The organism is Actinocatenispora comari, assembly GCF_017312725.1.
Lineage (GTDB): Bacteria > Actinomycetota > Actinomycetes > Mycobacteriales > Micromonosporaceae > Actinocatenispora > Actinocatenispora comari.
Genome location: NZ_BOPO01000038.1, coordinates 41818 through 55578, shown reverse-complemented (window position 1 = coordinate 55578; position 13761 = coordinate 41818). Strand labels below are relative to the sequence as shown.

Here is a 13761-nt window from a genome sequence, read left to right as displayed (position 1 = left end):
GGGGCCGGGGGGCCGCAGCACACCTCGGTGCTGCCGGCCGGCGCGCCGACCAGCGGCCCCGGTGGGTACGCGCCGACCAGCGGCGCCGGCGGCTACTCGCGCGGCGCGGCGGCGGTGCCGTCCGGGCCACCGATGAACACCGGCTACGAACGCAACGACGAGTACGCCGGCGCCGCGCCGCAGCGCGGCGGCAACGGCCGGGGGCTGAAGATCGCCGCGATCGTGCTCGCGGTGGTCGTCGTGCTCGGCGGCGTCGGGGCCATCGCGTACGCGCTGACCAGCGGAAGCGGCGACGACAACCGGGCCAGCGGCAACACCACCCACTCGCCCAGCGCCAAGGCGTCGCAGAACGACACGGTCGACTTCGATGTCGACTCCTGCCAGAACAAGTCGTGGGACGACGTCCAGCAGGAGCTGACCGACAAGGGGCTCAACCCGATCAAGAAGTACAAGAACGTCTTCCAGCCGTCGGCCGGGCAGGTGGTCAACTGCGTGCCGGCGCGCAACGACGGCTCGGCACTGCACAAGGGCGACAACGTCCTCGTCTACGTGTCCACCGGCGGCTTCGGCAACGGAAACGGGAACGGCAACGGGAACGGCGACGACAACGGGAACGGGAACGGCGGCAAGGACCACATGCCGTCGCTCGACCCGTCGTCGCCGGGTGGCGGCAACTCGCCGTCGACCGCGCCGACCACGCCGGGCGGCAACCCGTCCCCCACCACCAGCGACGGCGGCGGGACCGGCAACAACGACGCGCTGTCCGGCCGCGACACGGGACCGTTCGGCCTCGGGGAGGACTCCCCGTGACCGACGAGGACCGGGTGCTCGGTCACCGGTACGAGGTCGGCGAGCTGATCGGCTACGGCGGCATGGCCGAGGTGCACAAGGGCCTCGACCAGCGGCTCGGCCGGGACGTGGCGATCAAGATGCTGCGCACCGACCTGGCCCGGGACGCCACCTTCCAGGCCCGGTTCCGGCGCGAGGCGCAGAACGCCGCCTCGCTGAACCACCCGGCCATCGTCGCGGTGTACGACACCGGCGAGGAGAAGGGCGCCGACGGCGAGGCGCTGCCGTACATCGTGATGGAGTTCGTCAGCGGACGGACCCTCAAGGAGGTGCTGACCGCCGAGGGGCCGCTGCCGCCGAAGTCCGCGCTGGAGATCACCGCGGACGTCTGCTCGGCGCTGGAGTTCAGCCACCGGCACGGCATCATCCACCGCGACATCAAGCCCGGCAACATCATGTTGACCGACGCCGGTCAGGTCAAGGTGATGGACTTCGGCATCGCCCGCGCGGTCGCCAGCACCACCACCACGATGACCCAGACCAGCGCCGTCATCGGCACCGCGCAGTACCTGTCGCCGGAGCAGGCGCGCGGCGAGACCGTCGACGCCCGCTCCGACGTGTACGCCACCGGCTGCGTGCTGTTCGAGCTGCTCACCGGCCAGCCGCCGTTCACCGGCGACAGCCCGGTCAGCGTCGCCTACCAGCACGTCCGGGAGGAGCCGAAGCCGCCGAGCCAGCGCAACCCGGACGTGCCGCCGGACGTCGACTCGGTGGTGTTGAAGGCGCTCGCCAAGAACCCCGCCAACCGGTACCAGAGCGCCGCGGAGATGCGCGCCGACATGCTGCGGGCGGCGAACGGTCGGCCGGTGCTGGCCACCCCGCCGCCACCGCAGGAGGGGCGTACCCAGGTGTTGGGGGCGGCGGGCGGTGCCGGCGGCGACACCGGTACCCAGCCGGCCGCCCGGGTGACCGACCCGCAGCGCCGCCGCCGCGCCGTGTGGGTGCTCGTCTCGCTGGCGCTGCTGGTGGTGCTCGGCGTCGCCGCGGTCGGTATCGGCCTCTACCTGCAGTCGGACCACAGCGCGAAGGCGGTGCTGCCGAACGTCAAGGGCAAGCCGACCGCCACCGCGATCACGACCCTGCACACCGCCGGCTTCCGGCACGTCGAGCAGCGCACCGCGAAGTCGACGAAGGCGCAGCAGGGCAAGGTGATCGAGGAGGTGCCGACGCCGCAGGCGAACAAGAAGATCGCGACCAGCACCCAGGTGACGTTGACGATCGGCAGCGGCCCGCAGACGGTCAAGGTGCCGGACGTGACCGGGTTCAGCCGGGACGCGGCCAAGAGCACGCTGGAGCTGCACCACCTGAAGGCCCGGTTCACCGAGGTGGACAGCGAGAACGCGAAGGGCACGGTGGTCGACACCGATCCCGAGAAGGGCAGCGAGCTGGCCATCGATTCCACGGTCACGGTGCACATCTCGAAGGGCAACGAGACCAAGGTGCCGTCGGTGGTCGGCAAGATGCAGTCCGAGGCGGAGCAGCAGCTGCGCAACGCCGGCTTCACCGACATCACCGTGCAGCCCGACACCGAGTCGAGCGAGAAGCAGGGCACGGTGACCAGCCAGACGCCGAACGGCGGCGAGTTCGCGGTGCGCGGCTCGCAGGTCACCATCACGGTGGCGGTCGGCCAGTCGAAGTCGCCCAGCCCGACCGGTTCGGCGTCCCCGAGCCCGAGCGAAACGCCGAGCAGCACTCCCTCGTCGCCCGGATTCCCGTTCCCGACCGATGGGGGCGGCGGCGACTGAGTGTCGCCGCCGGTCAGCCGGCGGCGACGAGGCGGCGGCGCTCGACCTGCTCGGCCAGGGCCGGGGCGAGCGCCAGCGCCTCCGGGTGGCCGCAGCCGGCCAGCCAGTTCGCCAGCATCAGGTGACCGCCCTGGGTGAGCACCGACTCGGGGTGGAACTGCACGCCCTCGATCGCGAGGTCGCGGTGTCGCATCGCCATCACCACGCCGGACTCGGTGCGCCCGGTGACGACCAGCTCGGGCGGCAGGGTCGACTCGGTGACCGCGAGCGAGTGGTACCGGGTGGCGGTGAACGGCTCGGGCAGGCCGGCGAGCACCCCGACGCCGGTGTGATGCACCTCGCTGGTCTTGCCGTGCAGCAGCTCCGGCGCCCGCGTCACGGTCGCCCCGTACGCCTCGGCGATGGCCTGGTGGCCGAGGCAGACGCCGAAGATCGGCAGCCGGCCGGCGGCGGCGGTGACCAGCGGGACGCAGATGCCGGCGCGGTCCGGCGTGCCGGGGCCGGGTGAGAGCAGCACGCCGGCCACGTCCAGCCCGAGCGCCTCGTCGACGGTCAGCTCGTCGTTCCGGCGGACCAGGCAGTCCACCCCGAGCTGGCCGAGGTATTGCACGAGGTTGAACACGAACGAGTCGTAGTTGTCCACCACCAGCACCCGGGTACCCATGGCAGGAAGTCTAGGACGTGCCCGGTGCGGCGCCGCAGCTCAGTTGCCGGGGAGGTCGGAGCCGCCGGTGCGGTGCGGCGTCGGGCTCGGCGCACCGCTGCCGTGGCCGGCGCCGTTGCCCTGGCCGGAACCGTCGCCCGGGCCGGTGACCTGGACGTCGTTGAACGGCAGGATCGGGTCGATGGCCGGGAACACCAGGTACCACAACAGCGCGGCGGCGCCGACGACCAGCACCAGCGTGCCGATCAGCTTCCCGGGCAGGCCGAACGGGAGCTTGCGCCAGATCCACCCGTACATGCGTCAGCCCTTCAGTTCCTTCGGCATGCCGTCCGCGGTGGGCATCTGACGGACCAGCTTGCCGTGGTAGATCAGCCGCTGGTAGTTGTCCCACCACGGATTGCAGGTGGTGAGCGTGACCAGCGCCTTCGTCGGCTTGGCGTCCGCGGGCTCGCCCGGCACCGGGTTGACCACGTCCACCTGGTGCGGGTCGACGATCTGCTGCTGGTAGGTGCGGTAGACGAACCAGGTGGTACGGGTCTGCACGATGATGTCGTCGCCCATCCGCAGCTTGTCGAAGTTGCGGGGGAAGATCGCGTCCTCGCGGTGGCCGGCGACGGCGAAGTTGCCGATCTGGCCGGGCATCGCCGAGTCGGGGTAGTGGCCGGGTGCGTTGCGGATGTCCTCCGGCGTCACGCCCTGCACCACGATCAGCTCGATGCCGAACCGCGGAATGTACAGCCGGGCCAGCGCCTGGCCGGGCAGCGGCGGCGCGTCGTCCGCCTTCTTCGGCGGGTCCTGCCAGGCCCGTTGCAGCTGCTGCTCGTACTTGTCCTGCTGCTTGTGGATGACGATCTGCTTGCCCCAGATCTCGTACCCGGCGAACAGCATCACGATCAGCCCGCAGGTGATGAGCACCTCACCGATGCCGCGGACGGCACGGCGCGCCGGCCCGTCGACGTGCGGCGGCACCGCGGCGGCCGGCTCGGGCCGCCCGGCGCCCCGGCCGCGGCCCCGTCCCCGGGCCCGGTGGGACCGGATCTCGGCGGGCACGGCCGGCATGACGACCGTCTCGTCGTCGTCCGGGCGCCAGCCCCGGCCTTCCTCCGGCCCCCAGTAGCTCACGTGCCCTCCGCGGGATGATCGGCTCGCATCCGTTCCTACCGCGGCACTCGGGCGTCGGACAGGGACGAGGACCCGTCGTACGCCGGCAGCCGCACGTCGTCGTCCTCCTTGACCTCGTAGCCGAGACCCCAGTCCTTGGCCGCGGCGCGGAAGGCACGCACGCCCGGTGCGGCGTCGAGCGCCGCGTTCATCCGGCCCCGGTCACCGATCGCCACGATCACGAACGGCGGCGAGAACACCTGGCCGGACAGCAGGAGCGTGTTGCCGACGCAGCGTACCGCGCTGGTCGAAACGACCCGGACGTTCATGATGGACATCGCCTCGGCGCCACCGGCCCACAGCGCGTTGACGACCGCCTGCACGTCCTGCTGGTGTACCACCACGTCGTCGGCGGTCGCGCCGCTGGGCAGCTGCCGGTCCGGCTGGCGGGGCGCGTCGTTCAGAGTGACCGTGAGCGCCGGGCCGTGCACCGCGGTCAGGCCGGCGTCGGCCTTGCTCCCGTCGGCGCGTTTCTGCTGGTCACGCACGCGCGCGTCGTTGCGGCCCTGCCGGCTAGTGTCGTCCTCGACCTCGGCGCGCAGCGCGGCGGCCCGCTTCTCGCTGCGGGCCACGTCCGCCTGGCGCTGCCGGATCGCGTCGCTGAGCTGCACCCGGCGGTCCTCCCGCAGCTGCGTGCCACGGGCGGTACTGGCGGTGGTGGCGAACAGGAACCCCGCGGCAACGACCACAAGTGGCACGATGGCAGACCAACCGGGCTTTCGGCCGGGGCGCCGGCGCGGCAGCAGGAATTGGGCGAGCAACCCGGGGTTCCGGTCCGCGGGACTGGAATCCGCCACGCCTCCTCCTTGCGGTCTGCCCAACCTTGATTACGCTAGCGTCCGGAACCCCTGTCAGGAGAGACCGTGCCTAAGTCGCGAGTACGTACGAAGAAGGTTTACACGCCGCCCGCGGATCTGCGACCGCAGGAGCGCACCGCCGCGGCGAAGAAGAAGCCCAGCCCGACCTGGGTGCCGATCACCGCGCTGGTGTTGATCGTGGTCGGGATCGGCTGGCTGGTGACCTACTACCTCTCCGGCGGGCTCTTCCCGGTCGGGACCTGGGGATACTGGAACCTCGCGATCGGTTTCGCCGCGCTGGTGGCGAGCCTCGTCGTGCTGTCTCGGTGGCGCTGACCCGGCACCGTCGCACCTCTCCTGGCGCTACCCGGGATCGCCTCGTCAACAGAGTTATCCACACTGTGGATAACTCTGTTGGCACGTGTCGTGACGCGGTGGCCGTGGTCACTCGAGCTCCGCTTCGCCCCCGTCGCGCCGGCTGTCCGATTTCCGACGCCGGGTTCGCCCTGTGTCCTTGATCACGCCCGTATGCGCGCACGCCGGTCCATCGCGTCGCGTTGACCCGGTCGGAGACCGACCAACCGCCCGACTACCGTCGAATCCGGCGCCGGTCGGCGCCGGTACCGCCCGCTGAGGAGAGACGATGACCGCGCCCGAGTCGCAGAAGAAGGAATGCCCCGACCTCACCAACGCGGTGTGGCGAGGCTCCGACGAGGAGACGCCGGCCGGCGGCGGCCGCATCGAGGTGGCGTTCGTCGAGGACAAGATCTGCATGCGCAACGGCGAGGACCCGGACAGCCCGGTGCTGGTCTTCACCCAGGCCGAGTGGGACGCGTTCGTCGGCGGCGCCAAGGACGGCGAGTTCGACCTGCCGATGGAGTGACGCCGCCCGGTTCTCGCGGTCCGGTCCGGCCGGTGGGAGCCTCCGAGCCACCGCCCAGCCGGGCGGATCCGAGCCGAGCGGCCGCCCGCCGCTCAGGAGCCGGGAACCGCCCGCGCTCAGGAGCCGAGCAGCTCCAGCACGGTGGCGTTGGCCATCCCGCCGCCCTCACACATCGTCTGCAGCCCGTACCGGTGGCCGCCGGCCCGCATCGCGCCCAGCAGCGTGGTCATCAGCCGGGCGCCGGAGCCGCCCAGCGGGTGCCCGAGCGCGATCGCACCGCCGCGCGGGTTGACCCGCTCCGGGTCGGCGCCGGTGTCCTTCAGCCAGGCCAGCGGCACCGGCGCGAACGCCTCGTTCACCTCGAACACGCCGATGTCGTCGATGCCGAGACCGGCCTTCGCCAGTACCTTCTCGGTGGCCGGCATCGGCGCGGTCAGCATCAGCACCGGGTCGGCGGCGGCCAGCGCCGTCGCATACACCCGGGCGATCGGGGTCAGGCCCAGCTCGCGCGCCTTCTCGCTGGTCGTGACCAGCATCGCCGCCGAGCCGTCGGAGATCTGCGAGGCGGACCCGGCGGTCACCACCCCGTCCGGCCGGAACGGGGTGGGCAGCTCACCGAGCTTGGCCAGCGAGGTGTCCCGCCGGATGCCCTCGTCGGCGTCGAACGTGCCGCCCTCCACCGGTACCGGGACGATCTCGTCCACGAACAGCCCGGCGTCCTGCGCGGCCGCCGCCTTCGCGTGGCTGGCCAGCGCGTACTCGTCGAGCTGGGTACGGCCGAACCCGTACCGCTGCGCGATGAGCTCGGCGCCGACGCCCTGGTTGAACGGCAGCGGCCCCGGCGTGACGCCCTCGACCCCGTCGTACCGGGCGAGCACCTGCGGGCCGAACGGCGTGCCGACGTCGTGGCCGACCGAGGATCCCATCGGTACCCGGGTCATCGCCTCGACGCCGCCGGCGACCACCACGTCGCACTGGCCGCTGACCACGGCGGCGGCGGCGAAGTGCAGCGCCTGCTGGCTGGAGCCGCACTGCCGGTCGATGCTGGTGCCGGGCACCGACTCGGGCCAGCCCGCGGCGAGCACCGCGTTGCGGGCGATGTTCCAGGACTGCTCGCCGACCTGGCTGACGCAGCCCCACACCACGTCGTCCACCAGCGCCGGGTCGATGCCGGACCGCTCCGCCAGCGCGGTCAGCACCCGCGCAGACAGATCGACCGGGTGCACCCCGGCCAGCGTGCCCTTGCGCCGCCCGACCGGCGTGCGTACCGCTTCGACGATGACCGCGTCGCGCATCTGTTACTCCCCGGTAGCCTTTGCCCGAAGCGTACCGCGGGCCGCGCCGCGCCGCGGGTGTGGCCGGCGTACCGGCGGGCGGGCAGACTGGGCGGATGGACAGCGGAGCGGAGTCGTTCGGGGTGCGGCGCGCGGCGCCGGGCGACCCGGACGGGGACGAGACGACGCCGGCCGACCGAGCGGGTTCGCTCCGGCCGGCGGCACCGCCGCCTCCGGACACCGGCGCACCGCACCGTCCGGACGATCCCGGCACGCCAGCCTGGTCCGGCGACCCCGATGCGCCCGGCTGGTCAGGCGACGCCGACGGGCCGGGCTGGTCGGACGGCGCCGACGCGCCGAGCTGGGCGGACGAGACCGGTCGGTCGGACCGGTCGACGGTTCCGCACGACGCCACCCCGACGCCGGACCGGGTCGAGTGGCGGGTGCGCCCCGCGGCCACGGTGCTGAAGGGCGTCGGGGCGGTGGCGTTCGTCGGCGCCGGGCTCTGGGCTGGGCGTACCGACCGGGTCGGGCTGGCGATCGGGCTGGCCGGTGCCGTGGTGCTCGCCGCGCTGGCCCTGCGCGACCTGGTGCTGTCCGTCTCGCTGGCCGCCGACCGGGAGGGCGTGACCGTGCGGGGCGTCCTGGGCCACCACCGGGTGCCGTGGTCGGAGGTGGAACGCATCCGGGTCGACCGCCGGTCCCGCCGCGGCATCCGGTCCGAGCTGGTGGAGATCGACTGCGACACCGAACTGCACCTGTTCGGTCGCACCCAGCTCGGCGGCGCCGACTGCGCCGACGTGGTCCGACAGCTCGCCGCGCTGCGCCCGACCGCCTGAGCTCCGGCGCGCCGGCCGGCGCCGGCGGCAGGGTGCTTGCTACGCGGTCAGCAGTTGGGCGGTTCTGCCCACGGTGAGCAGGATCAACACCAGCAGGACGCCGCCGAGTACCGCGATCTGCACCGGGGTGCGGGCCGACCTCGGTGCGTACGCGAGGCCGAGGCCGAGGACGCCGCCGGTGATCAGGCCGCCGATGTGCCCGATGATCGAGATGCCCGGCACCAGGAAGCTGAAGACCAGGTTGATCACGATCAGCACGACCACGCTGGAGCTGGACAGGTTCAGCTTGCGGTTGACGAAGAACATCGCCGCGAACAGCCCGAACACCGCGGTCGAGGCGCCGCCGGACAGGGTGCGGTCGGTGAACAGGTAGCAGGCGACGTTGCCGCCGATGCCGGCGATGAAGTAGAGCGCGACGAACCGGGCCGGGCCGAGCGCGCGTTCCAGGTAGCGGCCGAGCACCCACAGCACGTACATGTTCATCGCGATGTGCAGGATGCTGAAGTGCACGAACATCGCCGTGATCAGCCGGTAGTACTGGCCGTCGGCGATGGCCGGGGAGAAGACTCCGAGCTTGAGCTCCAGCCCGGTGGTGGCGCCGGCGAGGAAGCTGCTGCCGCTGCCGATCGCCGCGCCGAGGCCACCGCCGACCAGGATCAGCACGTACACCAGGACGTTGACGGCGATCAGGGTGATCGTGGCGTACCCGCGGTCGCCGGCGCGGTGGCTGCCGCCGAACGCACCCTGCGGCTGCCGAACGGTACGTTTGCCCTGGGCGACGCATTCCGGGCACTGGAAGCCGACCGAGGCGGCGTTCATGCAGTCCGGGCAGATCGGGCGGTTGCAGCGCACGCACCGGACGTACGTCTCCCGGCCCGGGTGCCGGTAGCAGACCGGGACGGTCGGACTGCCGGTGGTCTGCGGTTCGGTCATCGAGCGCCCTTCCGTGCCTGCTGGACCCGCGCCGCGCCCACGCAGCTGCTGCCGGGGGGCCGGTGCCGGGCCTCAAGCATGCCGCACCGGGCGGCCGAACCGCTCGGCCGCCCGGTCTGCGGTGTTGCGTACCGGTTATTCCTGGGTGATGTCGATGCGCTCGATCACGATGTCCTCGACCGGCTTGTCCTGCGCGCCGGTCTTGGTGGTCGCGATCTGGTCCACGACCTGCTGCGACGCCGGGTCGTCGACGGCACCGAAGATGGTGTGCTTGTTGTTCAGCCAGCTCGTCGGCGCGACGGTGATGAAGAACTGCGAACCGTTCGTGTTCGGCCCCGAGTTCGCCATCGCCAGCAGGTACTTCCGGTCGAACTGCAGCTCCGGGTGGAACTCGTCGCCGAACTTGTAGCCCGGGCCGCCGAACCCCTTACCCAGCGGGTCGCCGCCCTGGATCATGAACCCGTCGATCACCCGGTGGAAGATCGTCCCGTTGTACAGCGGCCCCTGGCCCGGCTGCCCGGTCGCCGGGTCGGTCCACTCCTGGGAGCCGTCGGCGAGCCCGACGAAGTTCTTCACCGTCTTGGGCGCGTGGTTCGGGAACAGCTCGACCTTGATCGGGCCGGCATTGGTCTGCAACGTCGCGTACAGCTTCTCAGCCATCTGAGTCTCCTTGTGGTGCTGTCCGGGTGGCCCTGTCGCCCCCGCGGCGGGCCACGGCGGGTGGCCAATCACGCAATCGTCGCATGCTGTCGTTTGGCCGGTACGGGGGTAGGGGAACAGGGAGGATGGGCGGGTAGTACTCACGGGAGGTGGGACACAGTGTCGCTGGGTCGTGCGGAGAAGACACGTGCACAGCAGTTCGGAAACGAAGTGACGGACGGGCTCGGGCACCTGCGGTCGGCGGCCGTGATCGCCGCCGAGCGCGCGGCGGAAGCGGTGGCTCCGCGGGTCGACACGGCACGGGTGGCGCTCAGCCCCCGGGTCGACGCCGCCCGCGAGGCACTCGCGCCGCGGCTCGACGCGGCCCGGGGCGCCATGTCGCCGCGGGTCGAGGCGGCCCGTAGCGCGGTGGGCAAGTCCTGGGACACCACCGTTCAGGCGGTGGCACCGGTGGTGACGGCCGCGGCCGACAGTGCCCGGCGCTCGACCGAGGAGGCGCGCAAGGCGGCCGGCAAGAAGGCCGGCAAGGCGCGCAAGAAGGCCGGCAAGAAGCTCGACAAGGCTCGTGCCGCGGCCACCGGCAACCAGCGGCGTCGTCGCTGGCCGTGGGTGGTGGGCGCGGTGGCGCTCGGCCTCGCGGTCGGTACGGTCGCGGCCGTCGTGTCCCGGCGGTCCACCGCCAACTGGGACGAGTACGAGCCGGAGCACGAGTTCGCCGAGCCGAGCAGCGTGTTCGCCGAGGCGCGGGAACGCGCCACGGAGAACGCCGAGTCCGGCAAGACCGACGCCGACAAGGAGAAGCCGGCGGACGCGGCCGACAGTGCCAAGTCCGCGGTGGCGGACGCGGCGAAGAACGGCGCGAAGGCCAGCCGGGCCACCGAGGCACGCAGCAACGGCCACAAGGCCTGACGGGTCACCGCACCGCTCCGCTCTCGTACCGGGAGCGGAGCGGTGCCGTCCGCGGGGCCAGAGCCGGCCCGCGGGGTCAGCGCCAACCCGGGCGGGCCAGAGCCGGCCCGCCCGGAGTCTGAGAGCGGCGGAAGAGCCGGCCCGCGCGGGGTCAGAGCCAGCCGGAGCGGCGGAAGATGCGGTACAGCCCGACGCAGATGCCGAGCATCAACGCGACCACGACCGGATAGCTGAACATCCAGTGCAGCTCCGGCATGTGAGTGAAGTTCATGCCGTAGATGCCGGCGATCGCGGTCGGCACCGCCAGGATGGCGGCCCAGGCGGCGATCTTGCGCATGTCGTTGTTCATGTCGACCGACAGCTGCGCCAGCCGGGCCTGCAGGATCGAGTTGATCAGATCGTCGAACGTGACCACCTGCTCGACCGTGCGGGAGAGGTGGTCGGCCACGTCCCGGATGTATCGCCGGATCTCGCTCGGCACCCCCGGGATCCGGCCGCTGACCAGCGCGTTCAGCGGGCGGGCCAGCGGCACGACGGACCGCTTGAACTCCACCAGCTCGCGCTTGAGCTGGTAGATGCGCTGGACCCGGTCGTCGCCGGCGCGGCTGAACACGCTCGCCTCGACCTCGTCGATGTCCTGTTCCATCTCGGACGCGACGTCGAGGTAGAGGTCGACGATCCGGTCGACGACGGCGTGGAACACCGCCCACGGCCCCTGCGCGAGCAGCTCCTCCTTCGTCTCCAGCTCCTGCCGGACCGGGCTGAGCCGGCACGCGTCGCCGTGCCGCACGGTGATGACGAAGTGCGGGGAGATGAACAGCATCACGGCTCCGGTCTCGACCACCTCGCTGGTCTCGGTCAGCTCGGCGTGCTCGACGTACCGCGCGGTGCGGACGGCGACGAAGGTGATCTCGCCGTACCGCTCGACCTTGGGGCGCTGGTAGGACTTGACCGCGTCCTCGACCGCGAGTTCGTGCAGGTCGAAGGTCTGCGCGATGTCGGCGAACTCGTCCACGTCCGGCTCGTGCAGGCCGAGCCACACGAACGCGTCGTCGCGCTCCAGAGCCGCCGCCAGCGCGTCCCGGTAGTCCCACTCACCGGGCTGGCGCACCCCCTGGACGTACAGCCCGCAGTCGACGATGGAGCTGCGCTCGGGCCGGGACGGCGGCCGCGGTGGGGTGACGCTCGACGTCGTGCGGGGCAGGACCTTCGACACGGCGCGGACGGGAGCGCTGAACGCCCGACTCAGCCCACGACCGTTTCCTCGGTGCTGATATGCCATCGTCCGCCCCCTTTCCGCCTGCACGGCAGCGGCCGATGTCCGGGCACAGTGCTGCCGCGGGTCCTCCCAGTCTGGTCGCCGAAAACGTCCGGCTCACGAACTCACAAGAAATGCCCAGGAGAGCGCGCACACTCTCGGCGGGTCCGCAGGAAACTGTACTACCAGGGGCAGATCGCCGACCGACGCGGCGCCGTGTGGCCGGTCACCGGTCGCGCTGCTGGGCGGCAGGATACCTCGCGAGCGGCGAACCGAGCGGCCGGCGCGGTGGGCCGCAGCGCCGCCGCGGTGGCTCGGCGTGGCGTGGCCCGGACATTAAGCGAGGCGCCGGGTGGGCCACCGGCTACGGGGGGTTCAGCCGGTGACTCCACCCGGCGCCTCCGGGGGCGGGGGTAAAGCCTTTATGCGCCACTCCGCAAGTTGATGCTCACGGACGGCGGCCGTCGCCAATCTAGGACGGCCCCGCCGGCCAGGGAACGCTTTGCAGTTGGCGGGTTTGCGCCATGTCGCAAAAGCGACGCCGTTCCCAGCGTCACTCTCCCACGATCTGGACGTTTGACAGTGGCTGTACCGACGGCGACAGGGCGCGCCCCGGAGGCTGCCGGCCGCGAACGACCGGCCGACCTCGGGACACGCCCTGCCTTCGTCCAGGCCGGTCGTCAGCCCGCGTGGACCGCCTCGGCGAGCCGGCGCACGCCCTCGTCGATCTGGTCCGTAGTGACCGCCGAGTAGGCCAGCCGCAGCGCGTGCTGGCCGCCCTCCAGCAGGAAGTCGCTGCCCTTGACCACGGCGACCCCGCGCTCGGCGGCGGCCGGTGCCACCTTGGCCACGTCCACGCTGTCCGGGAACTCGACCCAGAGGAAGTAGCCGCCGTCCGGCACCGTGAACCGCGCCTCCGGCAGGTACTTGTGCAGCGCGTCGGCCAGCAGGTTCACCCGCTCGGACAGCGCCGCGCGGACCGTCTTGATCGACGCGTCGATGGCACCGGAGGTGGCGAACTGGTAGACGATGCCCTGCGCGACCATGCTCGGCGAGATGTAGGTGTTGGTGGCCACCTTGGCGATCTTCGCGATCGTCGCCGCCGGCCCCACCAGGTACCCGACCCGCAGCCCCGGGCACACCGTCTTGGTGAACGACGACGCGTACACGACGCGGTCGTCCCGGTCGAGTTCCCGCATCGTGGGCAGTGGATCACCGGCGAACCGGATGTCCAGGTACGGGTCGTCCTCGAAGATCGTGAAGTCGTACTCCCGGGCCAGCTCCAGCAGCCGCTCCCGGCGCGGCGCGGACAGCGTGACCCCGGCCGGGTTCTGGAAGTTCGGGATGATGTGCGCGAGCACCGGTCGCACCCCGCCGGCGAGCAGCCGGGCCAGCTCGTCGACGTCGATGCCCTCGTCGTCGACGGTCACCGGGTGCAGGTTCCCGCGCCGGTTGCGCAGCCCGAGCAGGGTCCGGTCGTACGTCGGCCGCTCCACCACCACGTCGCTGTCCGGCTGGACCAGCAGGTCGAACAGGAACGCGTCGGCCTGCAGCGAGCCGTTGGTGACGAGCACCTGCTCCGGGGCGACACCGTGCTTGTCGGCGATCCACTTGCGCAGCGGCAGGTAGCCGACGGAGGTCCCGTACGCCGTGAGGCCGCCGGGATCGCTGTCGAAGGCTCGGACCGCTGCCTGCTTCAGGCCCTCGACATCCACGATGTCCAGGGACGGGGCTCCACGTGCGAACGAAATGGTGTCGGCCATGCCGACAAGGTTAGGCGCCCGGTCAC

At 71.8% G+C, this 13761-nt stretch carries 15 protein-coding genes; 6 read left to right on the top strand and 9 right to left on the bottom strand.

The annotated features are described in order from the left end of the window. A partial coding sequence (locus NUM_RS12200) for a PASTA domain-containing protein (RefSeq protein ID WP_207124923.1) occupies window positions 1–810 on the top strand: 810 nt, incomplete at its 5' end. After that, entirely contained in the window at window positions 807–2594 is a 1788-nt protein-coding gene (gene pknB, locus NUM_RS12195) for a Stk1 family PASTA domain-containing Ser/Thr kinase (protein WP_207124922.1), read from the top strand. The genes NUM_RS12200 and pknB, both read left to right, overlap by 4 nt. A gap of 13 nt (window positions 2595–2607) precedes the next feature. Here pknB and NUM_RS12190 read toward each other — a convergent pair whose 3' ends face one another. The 4 genes from NUM_RS12190 to NUM_RS12175 are packed head-to-tail and all read right to left on the bottom strand — an operon-like array spanning window position 2608 to window position 5216. Next, window positions 2608–3258 carry an aminodeoxychorismate/anthranilate synthase component II gene (locus tag NUM_RS12190; RefSeq protein ID WP_207124921.1) on the bottom strand — a complete coding sequence of 217 codons (651 nt, stop codon included), beginning with the start codon at window positions 3256–3258 and terminating at the stop codon, window positions 2608–2610. 39 nt (window positions 3259–3297) lie between these two features. Continuing rightward, window positions 3298–3555: a hypothetical protein gene (locus NUM_RS12185; RefSeq protein WP_207124928.1), complete on the bottom strand. Its 258-nt coding sequence runs from the start codon at window positions 3553–3555 to the stop codon at window positions 3298–3300. Between the two features lie 3 nt (window positions 3556–3558). Continuing rightward, window positions 3559–4380, bottom strand: a complete 822-nt coding sequence (locus NUM_RS12180; protein WP_207124920.1) for a class E sortase — start codon at window positions 4378–4380, stop codon at window positions 3559–3561. Window positions 4381–4415: 35 nt separating this feature from the next. Next, entirely contained in the window at window positions 4416–5216 is an 801-nt protein-coding gene (locus NUM_RS12175) for a DUF881 domain-containing protein (RefSeq protein ID WP_207124919.1), read from the bottom strand. Window positions 5217–5282: 66 nt separating this feature from the next. Here NUM_RS12175 and NUM_RS12170 point away from each other — a divergent pair, with 66 nt between their 5' ends. Further along, complete coding sequence (locus NUM_RS12170; RefSeq protein ID WP_030445359.1) at window positions 5283–5552, top strand: cell division protein CrgA; 270 nt, start codon at window positions 5283–5285, stop codon at window positions 5550–5552. A 307-nt stretch (window positions 5553–5859) separates the two neighbouring features. Then, entirely contained in the window at window positions 5860–6099 is a 240-nt protein-coding gene (locus tag NUM_RS12165; protein WP_207124918.1) for a DUF397 domain-containing protein, read from the top strand. Window positions 6100–6215: 116 nt separating this feature from the next. On the opposite strand, the gene NUM_RS12160 is transcribed toward NUM_RS12165, so the two are convergent. After that, window positions 6216–7394, bottom strand: a complete 1179-nt coding sequence (locus tag NUM_RS12160; RefSeq protein ID WP_207124917.1) for an acetyl-CoA C-acyltransferase — start codon at window positions 7392–7394, stop codon at window positions 6216–6218. A 95-nt stretch (window positions 7395–7489) separates the two neighbouring features. Here NUM_RS12160 and NUM_RS12155 point away from each other — a divergent pair, with 95 nt between their 5' ends. Continuing rightward, window positions 7490–8212 carry a PH domain-containing protein gene (locus NUM_RS12155; RefSeq protein ID WP_207124916.1) on the top strand — a complete coding sequence of 241 codons (723 nt, stop codon included), beginning with the start codon at window positions 7490–7492 and terminating at the stop codon, window positions 8210–8212. A 39-nt stretch (window positions 8213–8251) separates the two neighbouring features. Here the strand turns inward: NUM_RS12155 and NUM_RS12150 are convergent, their stop codons facing one another. Together NUM_RS12150 and NUM_RS12145 are read right to left on the bottom strand one after the other, a co-directional pair. Then, window positions 8252–9145: a rhomboid family intramembrane serine protease gene (locus NUM_RS12150; protein WP_207124915.1), complete on the bottom strand. Its 894-nt coding sequence runs from the start codon at window positions 9143–9145 to the stop codon at window positions 8252–8254. Window positions 9146–9280: 135 nt separating this feature from the next. Next, window positions 9281–9805, bottom strand: a complete 525-nt coding sequence (locus tag NUM_RS12145) for a peptidylprolyl isomerase (RefSeq protein WP_207124914.1) — start codon at window positions 9803–9805, stop codon at window positions 9281–9283. A gap of 210 nt (window positions 9806–10015) precedes the next feature. Here NUM_RS12145 and NUM_RS12140 point away from each other — a divergent pair, with 210 nt between their 5' ends. Further along, window positions 10016–10714, top strand: coding sequence for a hypothetical protein (locus NUM_RS12140; protein WP_207124913.1), 699 nt, complete (start codon window positions 10016–10018; stop codon window positions 10712–10714). A 151-nt stretch (window positions 10715–10865) separates the two neighbouring features. On the opposite strand, the gene corA is transcribed toward NUM_RS12140, so the two are convergent. Further along, a complete protein-coding gene (corA, locus tag NUM_RS12135; RefSeq protein ID WP_207124912.1) occupies window positions 10866–11996 on the bottom strand; it encodes a magnesium/cobalt transporter CorA in 1131 nt (376 codons plus the stop codon). Between the two features lie 656 nt (window positions 11997–12652). Continuing rightward, a complete protein-coding gene (locus NUM_RS12130) occupies window positions 12653–13735 on the bottom strand; it encodes an aminotransferase-like domain-containing protein (protein WP_207124911.1) in 1083 nt (360 codons plus the stop codon). Window positions 13736–13761 lie beyond the last annotated feature (26 nt).

Bases quoted from the DNA above. Each gene is read 5' to 3' on its own strand.
- corA (WP_207124912.1), bottom strand. From the start codon at position 11,996: ATGGCATATCAGCACCGAGGAAACGGTCGTGGGCTGAGTCGGGCGTTC.
- NUM_RS12130 (WP_207124911.1), bottom strand. From the start codon at position 13,735: ATGGCCGACACCATTTCGTTCGCACGTGGAGCCCCGTCCCTGGACATC.
- NUM_RS12190 (WP_207124921.1), bottom strand. From the start codon at position 3,258: ATGGGTACCCGGGTGCTGGTGGTGGACAACTACGACTCGTTCGTGTTC.
- NUM_RS12160 (WP_207124917.1), bottom strand. From the start codon at position 7,394: ATGCGCGACGCGGTCATCGTCGAAGCGGTACGCACGCCGGTCGGGCGG.
- NUM_RS12155 (WP_207124916.1), top strand. From the start codon at position 7,490: ATGGACAGCGGAGCGGAGTCGTTCGGGGTGCGGCGCGCGGCGCCGGGC.
- NUM_RS12150 (WP_207124915.1), bottom strand. From the start codon at position 9,145: ATGACCGAACCGCAGACCACCGGCAGTCCGACCGTCCCGGTCTGCTAC.
- NUM_RS12185 (WP_207124928.1), bottom strand. From the start codon at position 3,555: ATGTACGGGTGGATCTGGCGCAAGCTCCCGTTCGGCCTGCCCGGGAAG.
- NUM_RS12145 (WP_207124914.1), bottom strand. From the start codon at position 9,805: ATGGCTGAGAAGCTGTACGCGACGTTGCAGACCAATGCCGGCCCGATC.
- NUM_RS12165 (WP_207124918.1), top strand. From the start codon at position 5,860: ATGACCGCGCCCGAGTCGCAGAAGAAGGAATGCCCCGACCTCACCAAC.